The organism is Nocardia yamanashiensis, assembly GCF_021183565.1.
Taxonomy (GTDB): Bacteria; Actinomycetota; Actinomycetes; order Mycobacteriales; family Mycobacteriaceae; genus Nocardia; species Nocardia yamanashiensis.
On record NZ_CP089226.1, the window covers coordinates 6,483,557 to 6,504,105 of the forward strand.

Here is a 20,549-nt window from a genome sequence, read left to right on the forward strand (position 1 = left end):
CGATGCGCAGTATCACCCCTGCGGAAATTCCACAGGGGTAATACCCGGTGTGCTGGGGATGAACTCAGCGACCTGCGCGAACAATGGCTTCGATATTGCGTTCCGCGATGGCCGTGATGGTCAGCGACGGGTTCACGGTGGCCGTGCTGCCCGGAATTCCGGCGCCGTCCATGACGTACAGGCCGGGGTGGCCGTGCACGCGGCCGTAGCCGTCGGTGGCCCGGCCCAGCACCGCGCCGCCGAGCGGGTGCGCGGTGAAGAAGCCCTGCGCGTCATAGCCGATGGGCGTGTAGTCCACCGAAGACCCGCCGCGCGAGGCGATCCGCTGATCCACCGAGCGCGCGGCCGCCAGCACCTGGTCCTGGGCGGCCCGGTTCCAGGACAGGCCGACCGAATTCGTGGCGCGGTTGTAGCCGAAGCGGGCGCGGGTCGGATCCAGCACCATGCCGAGCGAGGCGATGGCCGCCATATCCACGGGAATGCCCGGGACGTACCAGCTTTCGAGGGTGAGCGGTACGCCGGAATCGTCGAAGATGCGGCTGGCGCTGGGCACGCCGCCGCCGGTGCTGGTCAAGCCGGTCGCGCCGCGGGCCAGCACCACATCGCCATTGGTGCCCCAGCCGTCGCCGACGTGCTCGTTGAGATTGCGCAGCGCGCCGGTGGCCTGGGCGCGCACCAGCAGCTCCGAGGTGCCGACCGAGCCCGCGCCGAGGAAGAGCTTGTCGCAGGTGAGGGTGCGGGTGGCGAGGATCTGCCCGGCGGGCGTCAGCTTGCTCACCGTGACGACGTATTTCGCGCCGTCCTGGGCGATGCTGTCCACCCGGTGGCCCGGATAGATGACGGTATTGCCGGTGGCTTCGGCGTAGCGCAGATAGTTCTGGTTGAGGTCGAACTTGGCGCCGTTGGAATTTCCGAGATTACTGCGCGAGGCGGTGGCCGAGGCGCGCGAGGTGCCGGCCAGTTCGGCGCGGATCACATCCCAGTTGAAGATCGAATCGTTGGCCTGCGGTTCGTATCCCGCGGCGCGCACCTGCTGATCCCAGATCCGCGAATGCGCGAACGGGGCCGAGTTGTAGATGTCGCCGGGCATCGGGCTCAGCCGCAGCATGTCCCGGACCCGCGGGTAGTAGACGGCGTCCAGTTCGCCGTAGCCGACGACGCCGCCGAACACCGCGTCGAACAGGTGCTTGGGCGGGGCCACCATCGCCCCCGTGAAGATGACCGACCCGCCGCCGACCGCGGCCGCCCGCCACACATCGATGCCCGGGAACTCCGTAACGTCCAGTACGCCACCGAAACTCGCGAACGGCATGGTCACCTTGGTGACGCCGGTGAAGTTGGTGCGATGCCAGAACCCGCGCCCGTCGGGCAGATCGTCCCCGGTGAAGATCTCCCGGTTGGGATCGTTCGGCCAGCGCGACCCGCGCTCCAGCACGGTCGTCCGCACTCCGGCCTCACCGAGCCGCAGCGCCGTCACCGCGGCCCCGAACCCGGAGCCGATCACGATCGCCTCGGTGTGCTCCGGCGGATCCGCCAGCGGCGCAAAGATTTCCGGCACCCACGACTGGAACAGCGCGTTCCACAACACGTCCGCCGACGCCGTCCCGGCCCCGCGCAGCGCGGTACCCGATCCGGCGCCCGCCAACAGAGCCGCAATACCGGCAGCCTTCAACACGGCGCGCCTGCGCAACCGGCCACCTCCCTCATCACGTATGGCCGCGCGCGAGCTTAGCGGTCCGCAGCGCCCCCAACAACACCTACGTCGCGCCCCGGTTCCGCTTGGTGAATGATCACAGGACCGATCTATCGAAGGGGGAGGAAATGGACGAAAGCGGCACGACGCCGAAAGCACCGGAGCGCTATTCCAAGGAGTGGTGGGACGGACCGAAACCGGCGGCGAGCGAGCCCAGATATTGGACCGGCAGCCGCACCGCCGTCATCGCGGCCATCATCGCGATTCTGCTCGGCCTCGTCACTCTCACCGCGTGGATCCGATTGCTCACGCGGCCGGATCTCACCTCGAATGCCTATGCCCCACTGCTCCACACACTCGCCGGGGCCACCGCACTACTGCCGCTGATCGGTGGATTGCTGCTGCTGTTCCGCCGCACGGCCGGGCGGGTGATGGTGATCGCGTCGGCGGTCGTGATGGAGATCGTGATCCTCGTCGCCTACATCCGTGTCGGATCGCAGGACGATTCGGTGGGCGGTGCCGTCGGCGCGCACCTGTTCCTCATCGGCATGGCCGTACTCGCGGCGGTCCCCGCCACCGGCCGCTGGATCGCGGGCAAATGAGCGACGACGGAACGACAGCGGTCAGCGTCCGCCGGGCTCGTGGCTTCACCGCCATACCGGCCGGACTGATCGCGTTCTTCGGAGCGCTCATCCCGCTGCTGATGATCTTCGCGACCAGCGTCGATGCGAACACCCGCGGGTTGCCGTGGGCGACAGAGTATTCCGGCATCGTCATCGGCGGCGTGATCTACCTGGCGGTGCTGCTGGTGGGCGGAGTGATGCTGCTCCTGCATCTGCGAGCGGGACGCTATCTGCTGCTGGGCATCACCGGTGCGAGCCTGCTGTTCATTCTGCTGGCGTTGCTTCGCGGCTTCGAGATGGACCGCATCACGACGATGTTCATCGTGTTCCATGCGGTGATCGCGACGCTGACCGCGCTGCCGTCCACCGGCCGCTGGGTGGCGACCGGTGAGGCGGCGGAGCGGGGCTGAGGGTCAGGCGCGGAGGCGTTCGCGGCGGAGTTGGTCTACCTCCGGGAGGTTCAGGGGGGCGAGGGAATCCACGCCGAGGGCGCGGGACAGCAGGAGGTCGGCGAGTTCGGGGTTGCGGGCCAGGGCGGGGCCGTGCATGTAGGTGCCGATCACGGAGCCTTGGACGACGCCTTCGAGGTTGTCGCCTACGCCGTTGCCGACGCCCTTGGTGACGCGGGCCAGGCCGGTGGCCTCGCCGCCGAGTTTGGTTCCGCCGCGGTGGTTTTCGAAGCCGGTGAGGGGCTGGGTGAGACCGGGGACCATGGGCTGGGTGGCGACCTCGCCGATGGCCCGCTTGTCCTGGGGGGAGGTGGTGACGTCGATGAGGCCGACGCCGTCCACGCGCTCGCCGGAGGAGGTTTCGTACCAGTGGCCGAGGACCTGGATGGCGGCGCAGATGGCCAGGACGGGGGCGCCGCGGCCGGCGGCCTCCTGCATGCCCGGATAGCGCTGCAGGTGGCGGGTGGCCAGGCGCTGGGCCGAGTCCTCGGCGCCGCCGAGGGTGTAGATGTCGAGGGAGGCGGGGACCTCGTCCTGCAGGGTGATCTCGACGATTTCGGCGTCGTAGCCGCGCATGCGGGCGCGCTGGCGCAGCACCAGGGCATTGCCGCCGTCGCCGTAGGTGCCCATCACGTCGGGCAGCACCAGACCGATGCGGAGGGTGGATTCGCTCATGGGCGGGCCTTCTCTTCCAGGTCGCGGTTCAGGTCGCGGAAGGCGGTGTAGTTGGCGAGCACCTCGACCTGCCCGGGCGGGCAGGAAGCGATGGCGCGCAACGGATCCGCGACCGTGGTGTGCTCGACACCGGCGTAGGTGAGGCGCACGGCGAGATCGGTGGCGCGTTCCCCGGCGGCCACCACCTGGGTGCCTTCGAAATGCTCGAAGCGCACATCCCACAGCCAGGACAGATCCTCGCCGTCGGGCACCTGGCCGTTGACCGCGATCACCAAACCCTTTGCGGCGGGGTCGATCATGGACAGCGCTTCCTGCCAGCCGGCCGGGTTCTTGGCCAGCAGCAGGCGCGCGGTGTGACCGTTCACCTCGACGGTGCGGTAGCGGCCCGCGATCTCGCGCACCGTGGCCGCGGCCCGGGTCGCGGCTTCGGGCTTCGCACCCAGAGCGACCGCGGCGGCGACCGCCTGCGCGGCGTTACCGCGATTGGCGCGCCCCGGAAGGGCAAGGGCCAGTGGCAGTTCCAGGCCGTCCGGACCGTAGAGCGTGTGCTCGTCCACCCGCCACTGCGGTTCGGGCCGCTTGAAATCCGCCCCGGTGCTGTACCAGTGCTCGCCCTCCCACAGGATCGGCTCGCCACTGCGCGGGCAGCTGGCGGAGTCCACCGCCCAGCCGCTGCCCGCCGCCACCCACACCACATTCGGATGGTCGTAGGCGATCGAGGTGATCAGCACGTCATCGCAATTGGCGATCAGCACCGCGTCCGGATGCCGCGCCATCCCCGCCCGCAGCCGGCGCTCGATCATATTGATCTCGCCCACCCGGTCCAGCTGATCGCGAGACAGATTGAGCAGCACCACCGCGGCCGGATTCAGCGCATCCGCCACATGCGGCAGATGCAGCTCGTCCACCTCGATGGCCGCCAGCCGCGCGGTTCGGTTCGCGGTCAGCGCGGACACGATGCCAGCATCCATGTTCGCGCCATCGGCCTGCGTCGCCACATCGCCCAGCGTCTGCAGCGCGGCGGTGGTCATCCGCGTGGTGGTCGACTTCCCATTGGTGCCGGTGATCAGCACCGTGCGCCGCCCGCGTCCCAGCTGGGTCATCAGCGTCGGGTCGATCTTCAGGGCGATCAGCCCGCCGATCATCGATCCGTTACCGCGCCCGGCTTTCCGCGACGCCCACGAAGCGGCCTTCGCCGCCCCCAACGCCAGCTTTCCGCGCATCGAAGTCTCTGCCACGCCGCGAGTTTATTGGGATGCGCCGCGTGACGTGCATCTAGGTGTTGTACAGCTTGTTCTGGTAGATCTCGCCGTAGTACTCCTCGAGCTGCTCGACGGTTTCCGGGGTGTTCGGCTGTAGCTCCTTCACCAACCGGGCCTGGGTGGGCAGATCCGGCTCCTGCCACTTCTCCGGCTTCCAGAGGTTGCTGCGCAGGAAGGCCTTCGCGCAGTGGAAGAAGATCTGCTCGATCTCCACCTCGATGGCCAGGATGGGGCGATGGCCCTTGACGACCATGTCGTCGAAATACGGTGCGTCGCGGACCAGTTTGGCGCGGCCGTTGACGCGGAGGGTTTCGCCGCGGGTGGGAATGAGGAAGAGCACGCCGACGCGCGGATTGCTCAGGATATTGAGATACCCGTCGGCGCGGCGGTTGCCGGGACGCTCCGGGATCGCGATGGTCTTGTCGTCCAGGACCCGGACGAAGCCGGCGGGGTCACCCTTGGGCGAGGCGTCGCAGTTGCCTTCGGCGTCGCTGGTGGCGAGAACGATGAACGGGGAGTTGGCGATCCAGTCGCGGTCGCGCGGATGCAGCGCGATCCGTTCCTTGGCCACGGCACGCGGCATGGGCGTGCCGAGGAGTTCACGTAATTCCGCCGGATCGGTGATCTCGCTCATGCCTTCGATTCAACGCGCGCACCCGGCGGGGACGCCAGTGAATTGTGCGGAATCCCGCACCTTCGCGCACCCCGCCCCGGCGCGCCGCGACACACCGCCGAATTACAGCGGCACGTCGAACATGTTCGGCTGCCCCGCCGCCTGCCGCCCGATGTCCAGCTGCCGGAACGGTTCCAGCTCGGCCGCCCGGTACAGCGTGAACGTCTTGCACCGCGCCGCATTGGATCCCGCCACCTCGAGCAGCGCGTTCACCGCGGTCCGCGCCGCCTCCGACGCGCCCTCCATGGTGGCCAGGTCCACATTGGTGCGCACGTAATCGCCGGACAGGAAAAGGTTTTCGATGCCGGCGGTATGCGATTCCGGTCGCAGCGCCCACGAACCCGCGGTATTGATCAGCAGCGGATCGGCATTGGTATTGCGCTTGTTCGCCGCGTCCCAGCCGATTCCGGTGTCCAGGAACCAGGAATGCAGATCCTCGTCGCGCAACAGGTCGGCCTTGTCGTTGAGGTGCGCGCGCAACTGCGCCCAGACTTCGCGCGCGATCTCCTCGTGCGTGCATTCCTTGGCGGTCTTGCCGTACAGGATGCCGGGGGTGTTCCAGTCCGAGATGTCCACCGACAGGCAGTCCTTGACGGTGCCGTCGCCGAAACCGCTGAGCGGGGTGCGATTCCAGAACTGGTTCTGCGAGATGGAGGTCAGCGACCACGGCGAATCCACGTACGCCGCGTGGCCGCGCGCGATATTGCTGGAATCCTTCAGGAAGAACTGGATGCCGGTCATCCAATCCACCACCAGCTGGCTCATGCCCGCCAATTCCGGTCGCAATTCCAGGATTTCGGGCGTCCACCAGCGACGTGCGACCTCGACCGGGACCGCGGTCACGAAGTAGTCGGCCTCCACGGTGCGCGCCGCGCCGGACGCGTCGGTGATGCGGGCGGCGGAGATGCGGCGCTCGACCAGCTCCAGCCCCTGCACTTCGGCGCTCACGAATTTCACGCCGAGGTCGCGTAGTCGCGCGGTCCACGGATTGATCCACGCCTCGTTGGTGGAGCCGTTCAGCAAGCGGTCCAGGGCGCCGTCGTTCCCGATTTCCAGCGGATTGCCCAGGAACTGCTCGCCCATATTGCCGATGGTGCGGGTGCTGGCCAGATCGTCCTTGGCGGCCACCAGCAGCGTGGTCAGCGTGCGCGAGAGCAGCATGCGGAATTCGGTGGAGCGGCGGCCCGCGCCGACATAGTCGCGCCAGGACATATTGTCCCACTGGCCGTATCGGCGGGCATCGCAGCTGGTGTTGAAGACCAGCAGGCGATTGGCGAAGTACAGGGCGTCGTCCTGCGGCATCTTGGCCGAGGTGGAAATGGCGGAGCTGACGGTTTCCCGGAAATCGTCGGGGGTCGACCAGGGGCGGCCGGCGCGGCCCATCGGAATGATGGTGTCGTCGGAATCGCGGCGGGAGAAACGCGCTTCCGACGCGGCGACCAGGTTGTCCCATACGCCATTGGCATTGCCCGCGAACGGGATTCGCCGCATGGTGTCGGGAATGTGGCGGTAGAAGCCGGGGAAGAAACGGAAGCCGTGCTCGCCCCACAGGTCCGGGCGGCCGTCCTTGCCGGTGCCCGGGACCGGAATGCTGCGGGCCTTGCCGCCGAGGGCCCGGCGTTCGTAGACGGTCACGTCGAAGCCGCGTTCGGCCAGTTCGTGAGCGGCGGTGAGGCCCGCGACGCCGCCGCCGAGCACCGCGACCCGGCGGCCGGGTTCGGCGTGGGCGGGCGTAGGTCGCAAGGTCCCGGCCGCCAGAGTCCCCGCTGCCACCGCTCCGGCCGCGACCGTGCCACGCAGCATTGCCCGCCGCGTGACGGACATACGCTGTCCTGCCATTTCCCTACCTCCCACGCCGGTTGGAATCCTAGGCAGCGATAACCAGGCGCGGGTCTATTGGGGGTGCGAATTTGTGAACCGGCCGACGGATTCGGCGGCCGATTCACGACCATTCAGTTGGCGGTTGCGAGGCGGGTGCCGGTGCGCGCGGCGATCTCCGCCGGTTCCGGCTCGGCTGCCAGGGCCGGTGCGTCCGGGTCGATGGGCACCGGCGCGATAGCGGGACGCCGCCCCGCCGAGGTGGCCGTGAATGCGCCCGCGATGACAATTACCGCGCCTACCAGCGACAACGGCGACGGGTTCTCGTGCAGGAAGGCCCACGAGGCGGCGATGCCGACCACCGGCACCAGCAGCGACAGCGGGGCGACCGTGCCCGCCGGGTAGCGGCTCATCAGGTAGGTCCACAGTCCCGAACCGGCGATGGTGCCCAATAGCGCGATGTATGCCAACGCTGCGAAGGCGGGCCAGCCCGATGCGGTGAAGGAATCGGCGAGGTCGTGCCAGCCGGTGGTGGGCCCCTCGGTCAGCGCGGACAGCGCGAACATCGGCAGCGGCGGGATCACCGCCATCCACAGGGTCAGGTGCAGCGGGTTCACCCCCTCGGAATCGGCTGCGGCCAACCGCGATCCGATATTGCCGAACGCCCAGCCCAGCCCGCCTGCGAGGGTCAGCACCAGCGGCAGCAGCGAAGCGTGCTGCGCCCGATCCCACCCGATGGTCACCATCCCCGCCAAAGCGACCGCCAGCCCTAGCAATTGCACCGCCCGCAGCTTCTCCCGCAGGAATACCGCCCCCAGCAGCACGGTGAACGGCGCCGACGACTGCAACACCAGCGACGACAGCCCCGTCGGCATCCCCGCCCGCATGGCCGAGAACAGGAAGGCGAACTGGAGAATCCCGAACCCGGTCCCGTACAGCAGCAACCACCGCCACGGCACCTGCGGACGCGGCACGAACAGCAGCACCGGCACCGCGATCACCGCGAATCGCAACCCCGCGAAGAAGAACGGCGGAAAGTGGTCGAGCCCCACCCGAATGGCCAGAAAGTTGAGCCCCCACAACAGCACCACGGCCAGCCCGAGCACCCGATCACGATTGGTCATGCAAATGATGGTGCGTATTCCGATAGGTAAGAACAATCGAATAATTCTGCACCAACGATGTAGTAAAACTTAACCATGCCCCACCCGGACTCCCCGCACGATACCGATCCCGACCGGTCCCCCGCTCCCGATCCCACCCCCGTGCACCCCGAGTCCACACCCCCCACCACAGACACCCCCCTCCCCCGCACCCCCCGCCCACCCCGCCGCGTCGGCACCACCCAACTCCCGCTCAACCAGTCCCCGACACCGCGACGTGGTGCCGCCCCCACCGGGAACACCGACGCCACAGCAAAGCCGGTTACGCCCGCCGCACCCGGACCAGACCCGGCGTGCGAATCCGAGCCGCCGAACTTCGCGGCCCCGCCGCCCGGCCGCACGCCTTCGGCCATACCGGCCCCCGCATCCTCAACGCCGCCATCCGCCGCTTCGCCGCCCGGCCCGACCGGTTTTCCGCCGACGCCGGCCCCGGCATCGGCGCCGCCGCTCGAGAGCCACGCCGAACCCCTGAGAACTGCGACAGTCGGCGAACACGAGCAATCGGTGAACGCCGCACTCACCCCGCTGGCAGCGCTCTCTCATCCTGCGTCAGCCGAATCCTGGGACCCTGCGCGCATGTCCGACGAACAGGAACTCGCAGCGGCGACACCCGGCCGTGCGTCGGTCGCCCCGCCCACCCCAGCGACGCCGACGTCCTCCGACAGCACAGCCGACCTGCTGCGGCGTGCTGCCGTCCGCACACCGGAACGGTCCGAACTCGCCACACCTGATCACGCAGCCTCCGACCAGACGCCGACAGCCCACGCCAATGCCGCGGCGGTCACCCGGGAGACCGCGGCACCCCCGCCGCCGCGTCGAATCTCGGCATCCGAGGCAGTGCGGCCGGAGTCCGATCAGACTCGCGCGGCCAAGACCACACCACCGCGCGCACGCCGGGTGAGCTCGCCGACCGCACAACGGTCCGGAACCGAAACACCAAGCGGCGCAAGCGAACCACGACAGTCGCTAGGTGGCACTATGCGCTCTAACGCACCGCGCACCGCGCACGCCACCACCGGTCAAGCCGACAACGGCAGCGGCAGCGGCAGCGGCAGCGGCAGCGGCAGCGGCAGCGGCAGCGGCAGCGGGGAGATTCGGGTCAATGTGCCCGCCATGTCGATCGAAAGGCTGCGCGTTCTAAGGGAATTGGCTGATCGGGGGACGGTTGCCGCGGTGGCGGAGGCGCTGTCGATGACGCCGTCGGCGGTGTCGCAGCAGTTGAAGGTGCTGGCGCGGGAGGCCGGGGTGGCGTTGCTGGAGCCGGATGGGCGGCGGGTGCGGCTTACCGATGCGGGGCGGGCGTTGGTGGTGCGGGCCGATGAAGTGCTGGCTGCGATGGATCGGGCGGCGGCGGAGATGGCGTCGTATCGGGGGTCGCCGCGGGGGCAGGTTCGGGTGGCGTTGTTTCCGTCGGGAGCGACGTTGCTGCTGCCGTATGTGCTGGCCGAACTATCCGGCAGCGGTGTGGAAGTCGTCGCCGCGGACGAGGATGTGCCGCCGTCCGAGGTGCCGCGGCTGCTCGCGGATTACGACGTGGTGCTGACGCATCGGGACGAGCGGGCGGCGTCCATCGGCGGGGCTCGCGTCGCGTCGCGGGTGCTGATGCGCGAGCCGATCGATGTTGTTGTCGCACCGGATCATCGGCTGGCGCGCAATGGCGCGGTGGTGCCCGCCGAACTCGCGGACGAGACCTGGGTCAGTGTGCGCAGCGGCTTTCCGGTCGACGACGTGCTGCGCTCCATCGCCACCGTCACCGGTGTGCAACCGCGAATCGTGCAGCGGCTCAACGAGTTCAGCGTGATCGAAGCCCTGGTCGCCTCCGGCTACGGCGTCGCCCTCATGCCCCGCTACGCCGTTCGCCACCCCGAGCTGGTCGTGCTCCGCCTGGCGGGCGTCCGCGCCGCCCGCCTCTACGACCTCGCCACCCGCCCGCACGCCGAGAACCGCCCCGCCGTCGCCACCGTCATCGCGGCCTTCCAAGCCGCCGCCCGCCGCGTGACGGGCCGCGCGCCGGGAAAATAGGGCTCCGCCGCCCGCCGCGTGACGGGCCGTGCGCCGGGAAAATAGGGCTCCGCTGCCTGGCGCGTGAGCGGCCGAGCGCCCGGGAAGTAATCCTGCGGCTTCGCGGCCGGAGGTGATCCGAGGTCCGCTGGCCAGGTCGTTTGTGCACGATGCCGGATTTTCGGCAGCGCGGCGCGGCTCTTGACTTGGAGTGCACTCCAGGTCATACCGTGGCGCTATGAGCATTCGCCTCGGATATCAGATGCCCAATTTCTCCTACGGAGTGGCGCCGGCCGACCTGTTTCCCGCGGTGGTCGCGCAGGCGCGGGAGGCCGAAGCGGCGGGGTTCGATGCCGCGTTCGTGATGGATCACTTCTATCAGCTGCCGCTGCTCGGCGCGCCGGGGGAGCCGATGCTGGAGGCGTACACCGCGCTGGCCGGATTGGCTGCCTCGACCGAGCGAATTCAGTTGTCCGCCTTGGTCACCGGGAACACGTACCGGAATCCGGCGCTCACCGCGAAAACCGTGACCACGCTGGATGTGGTGAGCCGGGGCCGGGCGGTGCTGGGGATCGGCGCGGGGTGGTTCGAGCTGGAGCATCAGGCTTACGGGTTCGAATTCGGCACGTTCACCGAACGGTTCGAACGGCTGGAAGAAGCGTTGCAGATCATTCAGCCGATGCTGCGCGGCGAGCAGCCGACGTTCGAGGGACGCTGGTATCGGACCGAGAACGCGCTCAACGAGCCGCGCGTGCGCGATGATCTGCCGATTCTGCTGGGCGGCGGCGGAGAGAAGAAGACGTTCGCGCTGGCGGCGCGGTTCGCCGACCATCTGAACATCATCTGCAACGCTTCCGAATTGCCGCGCAAGGTCGAGGCGCTGCAGGCCCGGCTGGACGAGGCGGGCCGAGCTCCGGAGACCCTGGAGACCAGCTTCCTGGCGTTCGTCATCGTGGACGAGGACGGCGACCGGGCGCGCAAGACGCAGGCGGAACTGCTGGCGCGCATGGGCGTCGACCTGTCGGGGCTGTCGGCGGAGGAACTGCGGCAGACTCCGGCGGATCGCCAATTCGTCGGCGCCCCGGACGAAGTCGCCGAGCAATTGCAGACCCGGGTGCTGGACCAGGGCATCGACGGCCTCATCGTCAATCTGGTCACCAACGGTCACGAGCCGGGCGTCGTAGACCTGGCCGGACGTGCCCTCGCGCCGCTGGTCCGCGGCTGACTCCGCGCAAGAGAAACGCCCCGCGGCCGAAACAGCCGCGGGGCGTTCGCTTTTCGTATCAGCGCGGCTGCTGTGGGAATCCGCCCTGCTGCGCCGCGTGGTACCCGAAATCGTCGGCCACCATGGCCGCCAGCTCCAGCAGCGCCCGGCGGGTCGGCTTGGACACCAGCTCCAGGTCGATCTCCGCGCCCTCGGCCAGATGGTCGTCGAACGGCACCACCTGCACGGCCCGGGTGCGATCCAGGAACAGCTTGCGCAGCTGATCCAGATCCACCGTGGACGAACCCTTGCGAGAAGCGTTGACCACCACCACGGTTCGCTCCACCAGCTTGTGGTACCCGTGATGATCCAGCCAGTCCAAGGTGGCGGACGCACTGCGCGCGCCGTCGATGGCCGGGGAGGTCACCAGCACCAGCGAACTGGCCATATCGAGCACACCGGCCATGGCCGAGTGCATGAGTCCGGTGCCGCAGTCGGTCAGGATGATGTTGTAGAACTGCTGCAGGATGCCGATGGCCTTGCGGTAGTCGGCCTCGCTGAACGCCTCCGACACCGCCGGATCCTGTTCGCTGGCAAGCACTTCCAGTCGACTGGGCGCCTGCGAGGTGTGGGCGCGCACATCCGAGTACCGGCTGATGTGGTTGTCCTCCAGCAGGTTCCGCACCGTGGAGCGCGTCTGCCGGGGCACGCGATGCGCGAGCGTCCCGAGGTCCGGGTTGGCGTCGATGGCGATGACGCGGTCACCGCGCAGCGAGGAGAACGTCGAGCCCAGGCCCACCGTGGTGGTGGTCTTGCCGACGCCGCCCTTCAGCGACAGGATGGCGATCCGATAGTCGCCGCGCACCGGCTGATTCACCCGGTCGACCAGCTGCGAATACACCACATCGGCCGGCGATTCGCCCGGATTGATGGACCCGCCGGACATCTTGTGCACGGCCCGCCGCCAGCCGCTGCGCGGCGCCCGGCGCGCCCGCTTCAGCAGGTTCAGGTCATTGACCGAATGCCCCGGCGGCGGATTCTGCCCGTACCCCGGCTGCTGCCCGAATCCCGGCTGCCCCTGGTTGTTCCAGCCCGGCGGGAAGCCCGGCTGCTGCATCGGCGGCTGCGGTTGCGCGGGCGGCGGCGACCAGCTGTAGATCGGCCCGCCCGGCTGTTCCCCGGACGGCGCGAACTGACCCTGCTGTCCCGGCGCGCCGAACTGTCCTTGCGGCCCGGTGCTTTCCGGCCCACCGGGGAACTGTCCCGGCTGCCCGCCGGCGGCGTCGGCGGGCTGCTCGGGAAACACCCGCCGCACCATGCCGTCACTGCCGATCTCCTGCCGGACCTCACCGTAGGGCGTATCGGTCCGGATTTCCCCGTACGACCCGCCCGGCCCCGGAAACGCGCCCGGCGCACCGGAATTCGGCGGCGGCGCGAACTGCCCCGCATCCGGCGGCGGATACGCCCCGGTCGGCGGGAACCCCGGCTGCGGCGCTCCCGGGAACGGCCCATTGGGCCCACCCGCGAACGGCCCGTCCGCCGGCCCGCCATTGAACGGCCCCGGCCCGCCGTACGGCCCGGCCTGCGGGAACGGCCCACCGGTCGGCGCGAACGGATTCGGCCCGTCCGGCCCGCCGTTCCCGTTCGGCCCTTGCGGCGCAAACGGATTCGGCCCATCGCCCGGCCCGCCCGGTCCGGCGGAGAAGGGATTCGGCATATCGCCCGGCCCGTACCCCGGCCCGGCGAACGGCCCCGGCTGCCCGGGCCCGGCGCCGAACGGCGGCACGCCTTCACCCGGCACCTGCTCGATCGAATCCGGCACCGCGGGGAAGAACCCCGCCGGCTCCTCGGATTCCCCGGCGGCGTCCGCGGGTTCCGGTTTCACACCGCTCTCGGCCTCGTCCTGCGCCTTTGCAGCCGAAACAACATCTTCGACGTCCTCGGGCCCATCCACAGGCTTCGAGTCCGATTTCTGATCTTTCGTGGTCACGTGTCCCCCATCTGCTCGACAGCTCGAACAGAGAGCTCGGCGCTAATGCGACCCAACGCTAGCATCACCGGCTGTTCCGCCTCTCCGTAACTTCAGCGCGCAGCCGGGTGCGGTTACCGCGCCGCCCGGTTCACAGCGGAAACCACGGCACGCAGCGAAGCGGTGGTGATGGAGGTGGCAATGCCGACGCCCCAGGTCACCTTGTCGCCGATGGCTACCTCGACGTACGAGGCGGCCTGCGCGTCGTCGCCCGCCGACATGGCGTGCTCGGAGTAGTCCAGGATGCGCACGTCGTAGCCGATGGTCGACAGCGCGTCGACGAACGCGGCCAGCGGCCCGTTGCCCTCACCGGAGATGGCCTGCTCGACGCCGTCCACCTTCACGACCGCTTCGATGTGGTCCACGCCGCCATCGGTTTCCGAGGCGGTGACCTTCTGGCGGATGCGCTCCAGCGGCCGGATCGGGGTCAGGTATTCGTCGGCGAAGACGTCCCACATCTCCTTCGGGGTGACCTCGCCGCCTTCCCCGTCGGTGATGCGCTGGATGGCCTGCGAGAACTCGATCTGCAGGCGGCGCGGCAGCACCAGGCCGTGGTCGGTCTTCATGATGTAGGCGACGCCGCCCTTGCCGGACTGCGAGTTCACCCGGATGACGGCCTCGTAGGTGCGGCCGACGTCCTTCGGGTCGATGGGCAGGTACGGGACCTCCCAGGTGATGTCGTCGACATCGGCGCCCGCCGCGTCGGCGGCGGCCTTCATGGCGTCCAGGCCCTTGTTGATGGCGTCCTGGTGCGACCCGGAGAACGCGGTGTAGACCAGATCGCCGCCGTAGGGGTGACGCTCGGCCACGGGCAGCTGGTTGCAGTATTCGACCGTGCGGCGGATCTCGTCGATATTGGAGAAGTCGATCTGCGGATCCACGCCCCGGGAGAACATGTTCATGCCCAGGGTCACCAGGCAGACATTGCCGGTGCGCTCGCCGTTGCCGAACAGGCAGCCCTCGATGCGGTCCGCCCCGGCCTGGTAGCCCAGTTCCGCGGCGGCCACCGCGGTGCCGCGGTCATTGTGCGGGTGCAGCGACAGCACGATGGAGTCGCGGCGCTCCAGGTTCCGGTGCATCCACTCGATCGAGTCGGCGTACACGTTCGGCGTGGCCATCTCGACGGTGGCGGGCAGGTTGATGATCAGCGGCTTCTGCGGGGTCGGCGCGATGATCTCCGAGACCGCGTCGCACACCTCCTTGGCGTACTCCAGCTCGGTGCCCGTGTAGGACTCCGGCGAGTACTCGTAGCGCCAGTTGGTGTCCGGGTGCTGCTTCTCGATCTCCAGGCACAGCTTGGCGGCGTCGGTGGCGATCTGCTTCACCGCGTCACGCTCGGCGCGGAAGACCACGCGGCGCTGCAGGATCGAGGTCGAGTTGTAGAAGTGCACGATCACGTTCGGCGCACCGGCGCACGCCTCGAAGGTGCGCTCGATCAGTTCGGGCCGGCACTGCACCAGCACCTGAATGGTGACGTCGTCCGGAATAGCGCCGTCTTCGATGATCTCGCGCACGAAGTCGAAGTCGGTCTGCGAGGCGGACGGGAAGCCGACCTCGATCTCCTTGTAGCCCATGCGCACCAGCAGGTCGAACATGCGGCGCTTGCGGGCCGGGCTCATCGGGTCGATGAGCGCCTGATTGCCGTCGCGCAAATCCACGGCACACCAGGACGGCGCGCGGTCGATGATCTTGTCCGGCCAGGTGCGGTCCGGCAGCTCGATGGCCTGGACCTCTTCGGCGAAGGGCCGGTACCGGAACACCGGCATCGAGGAGTTCTTCTGCTTGTTCCAGGCCGGCTGGTCGGCGGGCGCGGGCTTGCTCGGCGCGGTGATGGTGCGCGAGCCGGAAACGAAGGCATCAGCAGGTGACATGGCGATTCTCTCCGAGGGTGTGACTGGATCCCAGTAAGTGGGGTAGACCGGCACCGCAAAGCCCCGCGACGGGAGCCGGTCCGTATCAGACCCCGTCGCGGCGGCCGAGGAGAAGTGCCCGCTGCATGATGATCACGAGTTTACAGGGGCGCAATAGAAGCCCGGAAGGCAGGGAGGCGGGAGCCACAGTCCGAGTGTGTCACCCATGGGCCGCGGTCGCGCAAAGTTCGTGGATGAACCGCATTTTGTCCAGCACGGGGTCGGCCAGGACGAAAGGATATAGGTCCGGATGGCCCATCGAGCGATTCATCATATTGAGCGCCCAGGCCAGCGGCAGCCAGAGTTCGATGATGCGATCGAATCCCGCCCGGCCGGTTTGCGGGCGATCCAGGGTGGCGCCGGCGGGCGCGAAGCCGAATGCGGCAGCGGTGTCGAGGGTGTCGCGAATGTGCAGGTAGTGGGCGAAGGTCTCGGCCCAGTCCTCGGCGGAGTGCATGGTGGCGTAGGACGAGACGTAATGGTCTCCCCACCCCGCCGGCGCGCCTTCGGAGTAGTGCCGGTCCAAGGCCTCCTGATAGTCGGCGAAAGGGTCGCCGAACAGTTCGCGATAACGCGCCAATGCCTCGTCGCCGGTGACCAGGACCGGGAAGTAGTAGTGGCCGATCTCGTGCCGGAAGTGCCCGAGCAGGGTGCGATACGGCTCGGCCATCTCGACGCGCAGTTGTTCGCGGTGCACATCGTCGCCCTCGGCCAGGTCCAGGGTGATGACGCCGTTGTGATGGCCGGTGGTGACCGGCTCGTCGCCGCTGGCCAGCAGATCGAAGGCGAGGCCGTGTTCCGGGTCGGCGTCGCGGCCGGTGAGCGGCAGGCCGAGCTCGGTGAGTTCCAGCACCAGGCGGCGTTTGGCGGCTTCGGCTTCGGCGAAGGCGGGCAGCCATTTGTCGTCCTGATCGGCCGGCCGGGTGCGGGTGAGCGCGCAGGATTCGCAGAGCGCCGCCGCGGAGTCGATGGGAATGAGCCAGTTGCATTGCGCCACGAACTGATTGGCGCAATGCCGGAATTCGCCGTCCAGCACCACGATCGCGCGTTCGGCGAGCTGGAAGCCGAGCGGGCTGCCGCAGTTGAGGCAGAGGGTGTTCTCGAAATCCAATTGCTGGCCGCAGTTGGGGCAGTTGAAATCGCGCATGCTCGGGCTATACCTCGATCGGGGCGACATCCACCGAAACCGTGATGGTGGATTCCTTGGCATCGGTGTAGATGATTCCGCGCAGTGGCGGGACGTCGGCGTAGTCGCGACCCCAGGCGACGGTGACATAGCGTTCGTCGGCGAATTGGTCGTTGGTGGGATCGAATCCGAGCCAGCGGCCGTCCGTGTCGCCGTCGCCGGGGAGCCAGACCGCGGCCCAGGCGTGGGTGGCGTCCACACCGACCAGTCGCTCCTTTCCGGGTGGTGGATCGGTGGCGAGATAGCCCGAGACGTAGCGGGCGGCCAGCCCCTGCGAGCGCAGGCAGGCGATGCCGAGACGGGCGAAGTCCTGACAGACCCCGGTGCGGGCGGCGAAGACGTCGGCGACGCGGGTGCTGACATTCGTGGAACCGGACTCGTAGGTGAAGTCGGTATTGATGCGTGTGGTGAGTTCGGCGACGGCATCCGGCAGCGGGCGGCCGGGCGGGAAGGATTCGGCGGCGTAGGCGGCGACCTCGGGAATGATCTCGGGGGGATTCAGATCGAGGGTGAATTCGACTGCGAGCGGGCCGTTTCCGATCCCCGGGCGCGCCTGCTCCCACGGCAGGGCAGGCGGCGGCGGGGGCGGCGGCTCGACGTCGATGACGGAGACGCCGGTGACTTCCAGGCGTTCGTGTTCGGCGGTGACGTGGAAGTAGAGGGTGGTGTTGCCGTAGACATCCGAGCCCACCGACCGGTCGGATGGCACCGGGTCGACCTGCACCTCGTGGGAGAGCAGCCGCTGGCCGGGGAATTCGCGCGGGGTCAGGTAGGCGCGGCCGTAGGAGCTGGTGACGGCATCGGAGTACACGTAGACGGTGCGATGCAGCACCCGGTAGCGCCGCCCGCTCATCCGACCACCCGGGTCGTACCCCACAGCGGCTGGATCTCGCGCGGCACCGAAAGCCGGGTGGCTTCGAAGGATTCGGAGATCTTGCGCAGGCGCAGGTGCACGCCGTCGAGCAGTTCGGCCAGATCGGTGCGATGGCCGGCCGCGTCGGCGCTCTCCAGATCGGCCGGGTCGATACGGCGCAGCATGCGCTGAGCATCGGTCAACAGGCGTTGCGGGCGCGAGGATCCGGTGGCGGCGGGCAGCGCCAGGAAATCGGCCTCCAGGCGTTCGAGTTGATAGGCCAGCGAGCGCGGATTGCTCGCGTCGAACAGCAGCAGGCTCGCCAGCGCCGAGACGCGCAGCGAATCCCGATGGCGGCGGCGGTAGCTCACCGACGACACCGTCGCCCGCAGCACCGCCTCGATGACCACCCGGTCCACTTCGGGCGGATAGTTCCGGGTGAGCGTGACCGACAACAGGGAGGTGAGCGCCAGCGCCCGCTCCACCCGCCGCCCGATATCCATGACATACCAACCGGTATCGCGCACCATGGTCTCGGCGTCGATGCCCTGCAACGAAAGCAGCGCCGACAGCACCCGCGAATGCACGGCCGCCAGCGCCGCCCCCCGATCTCCGCGCGCCGCCCGATACTCCGCCAGCGCCCGGTCCGCCGCGCCCAGAATCACCCAGGTGTCCGGCGGCAGCTGATCCCGCACGGCCCGAGCGGATTTCGCGTACCCCTCCACGGCGAACGCCAGCGAGCCGGGCAACTCCCGGTCCACCGACAACGCCACCAGGAAGTCGTGCTCCCGCCGTGACGCCCCCGGCAAGGCGATCGGCACCGTCGGCTCGTCCGAATACTCGCGCCGCCGACCCGGCTTGCGCCCCGCCGGGTCATCGCGCGCGACCTCGGTCCGGGGCGGGCGCGCGTCGGACAGCTCCGGATTCGGATCGAAGCCGCCCTGCTGCCATTGGAACTGACCGAGCCCGGATTGCCGTTGCCCGGCAAAGGCATTCATCACCTCCCCGGCGGTGCCGACGCCCTCGGACCTGGGGCTGGGCGCCCCCTCCGGCGCGGCCGGAACCGCCGGCCGGTCAGGTTCCGGGGCCGCCCGATCGGCGGCCGCACTCGCTGCCGCCGCACCCCCGGCCGCTGCCCGGTGCGGGGCGCGGGGCTTCGGGGCGGGCGGGGACGATCCGGTGGCGCGAGCCAAGGCCGCGATGAGGATCGGCATGGCTTCCGCGCCTTCCAGCCACGGGCGGTAGCGATAGTCCTGGTAGCGATCATGGGTGGCGGCGAGCAGTCGCACGGTGGCCTCCGCGCGCTCGCAGTAGCGTCCCAGCCAGAACAGATCGTTGAGCACGCGGGGCGAGCTGACCACTTCGAGGGCGGGCACGCGGGCGGGGCGGAGGCGCTCCTCCTGGATCTCGACGGCGGGGACGGGCGTGGGGGTGGCGCTCACCCAGATGTCCTTCGCGGCGACGTCACCGATCATGCCGTCGGGACCGCCGCGCTGGTGCAGCTGACCGAGTCCGCCCGCCATCACGCGATATCCGACGCGGCCCGCGAGCGAGAACAGCCGGGTGGCGACGGGGGCGGCGGCGAGTTCCCCGGAGGCGGCGACGGCGGGGGCGACGGAGAAGCGGGCGGGTTCCTGGCCGACCCATTTCCAGCCCTCGGTCGCGATGCGGGCCTGCCATTCGGTGCGCTGGGCGCGGGTGAGCAGGTGCCCGAAGACGGTGGTGGCGTCGACGGCCGAGCGCAGCACGAGGCGGTGCAGATTGGCGGTCAGGTGCGCGCGCTCGGTGTCGTCGCCGCCCCAATACGACTGCACGCCGGGCAGTTTCAGTTCCTCGTCGAGCAGGACGCGGGACAATCGCGGCAGGAAGGCGGCCAGTGCCGGGCTCTCCAGCAGCCCGCTGCCCAGGGTGTTGACCACGGTGACCGCCCCGCGCCGCAGCACTTCGACCAGACCGACCACGCCCAGGCGGGAATCGGGCCGCAGATCGAGCGGGTCGGAGAATTCGGCGTCCACCCGGCGCAGCACCACGTCGACCTGTTTCAGGGTGCCGAGCGAGCGCATCCACAGACGGCCGTCGCGCACCACCAGGTCGGCGCTCTCCACCAGCGGGAAACCCAGTACGGACGCCAAATACGCTTGATCGAAAGCGGTTTCGGAATGCACGCCGGGGCTCAGCACCACCACGACGGGTTCCTCGTCGGCCGCGCGCGGGGCGGCTTCGATGAGCATGAGCCGCATGGCGCGCACGAACGGGGTGAGCGGGCGCGGGCTGGCGAGTTCGAAGGCTTCGGGGATGGCGGCGGAGACCACCCGGCGATCGGCCAGCGCGTAGCCGATACCGGAGGGCGCCTGCGCCCAGTCGGCCAGCACCCGGAACCCGCCGTCGCTCCAGCGGCTGATATCGCAGGCGTGCAGGAACAACTGCTGCCGCCCGGGCAATGGAATCCCGTGCGCCGCACGCACATACCCGCGATGCGCGAACACGATCTGCGGCGGCAGCAGTCCGCGCGCGAGGGTGTGCCGGGGCCCGTACACATCGGCGAGGATGGCGTCCAGCAGCCGGGAGCGTTGCACCACACCGGCTTCCAGCCCGGTCCAGTCGGTATCGGAGACGAGCAGCGGAATCGGGTCCAGCCGCCAGGGCGCGGGCGCGGCGGTCTCCTCGGTCTCCTTGAGTTCGGTGTAGGTGATGCCGTCGTCCTCGATGAGCCGCCGCACCCGCCCGTCCAGGCGATGCAGCCCCTCGCGCCCCTGATCCAGCAGGTCGGCGGACAGATCGGCCCACAGCGGCCGCAGCCGGCCCGCACCGTCGGCGAGTTCGTCCCAGTAGCCGCCGGTGGGCAGCCCGCAGGCATCGATGCCGCCCGTATCGGCGGCCGCCGCACGGTATTTCGCGAATTCCGCGCGCACTTCGCCGGGCTGCGCCGGGGTGCTCCAGCGGTCCGGTTCGCCGGCCATGGCGTCACCCGGTGGCGTCGTGTCGAGCACTGTCACCGCCTACCACTCCC

15 protein-coding genes are annotated in these 20,549 nt (G+C 69.2%); 4 read left to right on the plus strand and 11 right to left on the minus strand.

Annotated features, from left to right (window positions below; all coding sequences use genetic code 11):
- Positions 1-64: 64 nt before the first annotated feature.
- On the minus strand, positions 65-1,690 hold the full coding sequence (locus LTV02_RS30000; RefSeq protein ID WP_233035147.1) for a GMC oxidoreductase: 1,626 nt from the start codon (positions 1,688-1,690) through the stop codon (positions 65-67).
- A gap of 131 nt (positions 1,691-1,821) precedes the next feature.
- Between LTV02_RS30000 and LTV02_RS30005 the strand changes: the two genes are divergently transcribed.
- Positions 1,822-2,295, plus strand: coding sequence for a hypothetical protein (locus LTV02_RS30005; protein WP_233035148.1), 474 nt, complete (start codon positions 1,822-1,824; stop codon positions 2,293-2,295).
- On the plus strand, positions 2,292-2,726 hold the full coding sequence (locus LTV02_RS30010) for a hypothetical protein (RefSeq protein ID WP_233035149.1): 435 nt from the start codon (positions 2,292-2,294) through the stop codon (positions 2,724-2,726). The genes LTV02_RS30005 and LTV02_RS30010 overlap by 4 nt, the downstream gene beginning before the upstream one ends.
- 3 nt (positions 2,727-2,729) lie before the next feature.
- Here LTV02_RS30010 and LTV02_RS30015 read toward each other — a convergent pair whose 3' ends face one another.
- The 5 genes from LTV02_RS30015 to LTV02_RS30035 form a co-directional block, all read right to left on the minus strand.
- Positions 2,730-3,440 carry a type 1 glutamine amidotransferase gene (locus LTV02_RS30015; RefSeq protein ID WP_233035150.1) on the minus strand — a complete coding sequence of 237 codons (711 nt, stop codon included), beginning with the start codon at positions 3,438-3,440 and terminating at the stop codon, positions 2,730-2,732.
- Positions 3,437-4,663, minus strand: a complete 1,227-nt coding sequence (locus tag LTV02_RS30020; RefSeq protein ID WP_233041749.1) for a Mur ligase family protein — start codon at positions 4,661-4,663, stop codon at positions 3,437-3,439. Before LTV02_RS30020 ends, LTV02_RS30015 begins: the two co-directional genes overlap by 4 nt.
- 52 nt (positions 4,664-4,715) lie before the next feature.
- A complete protein-coding gene (locus LTV02_RS30025; protein WP_233035151.1) occupies positions 4,716-5,336 on the minus strand; it encodes a pyridoxamine 5'-phosphate oxidase family protein in 621 nt (206 codons plus the stop codon).
- A 102-nt stretch (positions 5,337-5,438) separates the two neighbouring features.
- A complete protein-coding gene (locus LTV02_RS30030; protein ID WP_233035152.1) occupies positions 5,439-7,214 on the minus strand; it encodes a hydroxysqualene dehydroxylase in 1,776 nt (591 codons plus the stop codon).
- 113 nt (positions 7,215-7,327) lie between these two features.
- Positions 7,328-8,317: an EamA family transporter gene (locus LTV02_RS30035; protein ID WP_233035153.1), complete on the minus strand. Its 990-nt coding sequence runs from the start codon at positions 8,315-8,317 to the stop codon at positions 7,328-7,330.
- A 1,152-nt stretch (positions 8,318-9,469) separates the two neighbouring features.
- On the opposite strand from LTV02_RS30035, the gene LTV02_RS30040 reads away from it, so the two are divergent.
- The gene (locus LTV02_RS30040; protein WP_233041750.1) at positions 9,470-10,378 is read left to right on the plus strand and encodes a LysR family transcriptional regulator; all 909 of its coding nucleotides are present in this window, start codon (positions 9,470-9,472) and stop codon (positions 10,376-10,378) included.
- A gap of 217 nt (positions 10,379-10,595) precedes the next feature.
- A complete protein-coding gene (locus LTV02_RS30045; RefSeq protein ID WP_233035154.1) occupies positions 10,596-11,582 on the plus strand; it encodes an LLM class F420-dependent oxidoreductase in 987 nt (328 codons plus the stop codon).
- A 58-nt stretch (positions 11,583-11,640) separates the two neighbouring features.
- On the opposite strand, the gene LTV02_RS30050 is transcribed toward LTV02_RS30045, so the two are convergent.
- The 5 genes from LTV02_RS30050 to LTV02_RS30070 form a co-directional block, all read right to left on the minus strand.
- Positions 11,641-13,551 carry a MinD/ParA family ATP-binding protein gene (locus LTV02_RS30050; protein WP_233035155.1) on the minus strand — a complete coding sequence of 637 codons (1,911 nt, stop codon included), beginning with the start codon at positions 13,549-13,551 and terminating at the stop codon, positions 11,641-11,643.
- Positions 13,552-13,664: 113 nt separating this feature from the next.
- A complete protein-coding gene (gene leuA / locus LTV02_RS30055) occupies positions 13,665-15,461 on the minus strand; it encodes a 2-isopropylmalate synthase (RefSeq protein WP_233035156.1) in 1,797 nt (598 codons plus the stop codon).
- A gap of 199 nt (positions 15,462-15,660) precedes the next feature.
- Entirely contained in the window at positions 15,661-16,647 is a 987-nt protein-coding gene (locus LTV02_RS30060; RefSeq protein ID WP_233035157.1) for a zinc-binding metallopeptidase family protein, read from the minus strand.
- 7 nt (positions 16,648-16,654) lie between these two features.
- On the minus strand, positions 16,655-17,539 hold the full coding sequence (locus LTV02_RS30065) for a transglutaminase family protein (RefSeq protein WP_233035158.1): 885 nt from the start codon (positions 17,537-17,539) through the stop codon (positions 16,655-16,657).
- Positions 17,536-20,499: a circularly permuted type 2 ATP-grasp protein gene (locus LTV02_RS30070; RefSeq protein WP_408639430.1), complete on the minus strand. Its 2,964-nt coding sequence runs from the start codon at positions 20,497-20,499 to the stop codon at positions 17,536-17,538. Before LTV02_RS30070 ends, LTV02_RS30065 begins: the two co-directional genes overlap by 4 nt.
- Positions 20,500-20,549: the final 50 nt, after the last annotated feature.

Bases quoted from the DNA above. Each gene is read 5' to 3' on its own strand.
- LTV02_RS30010 (WP_233035149.1), top strand. From the start codon at position 2,292: ATGAGCGACGACGGAACGACAGCGGTCAGCGTCCGCCGGGCTCGTGGC.
- LTV02_RS30070 (WP_408639430.1), bottom strand. From the start codon at position 20,499: ATGGCCGGCGAACCGGACCGCTGGAGCACCCCGGCGCAGCCCGGCGAA.
- LTV02_RS30040 (WP_233041750.1), top strand. From the start codon at position 9,470: ATGTCGATCGAAAGGCTGCGCGTTCTAAGGGAATTGGCTGATCGGGGG.
- LTV02_RS30005 (WP_233035148.1), top strand. From the start codon at position 1,822: ATGGACGAAAGCGGCACGACGCCGAAAGCACCGGAGCGCTATTCCAAG.
- LTV02_RS30020 (WP_233041749.1), bottom strand. From the start codon at position 4,663: ATGCGCGGAAAGCTGGCGTTGGGGGCGGCGAAGGCCGCTTCGTGGGCG.
- leuA (WP_233035156.1), bottom strand. From the start codon at position 15,461: ATGTCACCTGCTGATGCCTTCGTTTCCGGCTCGCGCACCATCACCGCG.
- LTV02_RS30015 (WP_233035150.1), bottom strand. From the start codon at position 3,440: ATGAGCGAATCCACCCTCCGCATCGGTCTGGTGCTGCCCGACGTGATG.
- LTV02_RS30045 (WP_233035154.1), top strand. From the start codon at position 10,596: ATGAGCATTCGCCTCGGATATCAGATGCCCAATTTCTCCTACGGAGTG.
- LTV02_RS30025 (WP_233035151.1), bottom strand. From the start codon at position 5,336: ATGAGCGAGATCACCGATCCGGCGGAATTACGTGAACTCCTCGGCACG.
- LTV02_RS30060 (WP_233035157.1), bottom strand. From the start codon at position 16,647: ATGCGCGATTTCAACTGCCCCAACTGCGGCCAGCAATTGGATTTCGAG.
- LTV02_RS30035 (WP_233035153.1), bottom strand. From the start codon at position 8,317: ATGACCAATCGTGATCGGGTGCTCGGGCTGGCCGTGGTGCTGTTGTGG.
- LTV02_RS30030 (WP_233035152.1), bottom strand. From the start codon at position 7,214: ATGGCAGGACAGCGTATGTCCGTCACGCGGCGGGCAATGCTGCGTGGC.
- LTV02_RS30065 (WP_233035158.1), bottom strand. From the start codon at position 17,539: ATGAGCGGGCGGCGCTACCGGGTGCTGCATCGCACCGTCTACGTGTAC.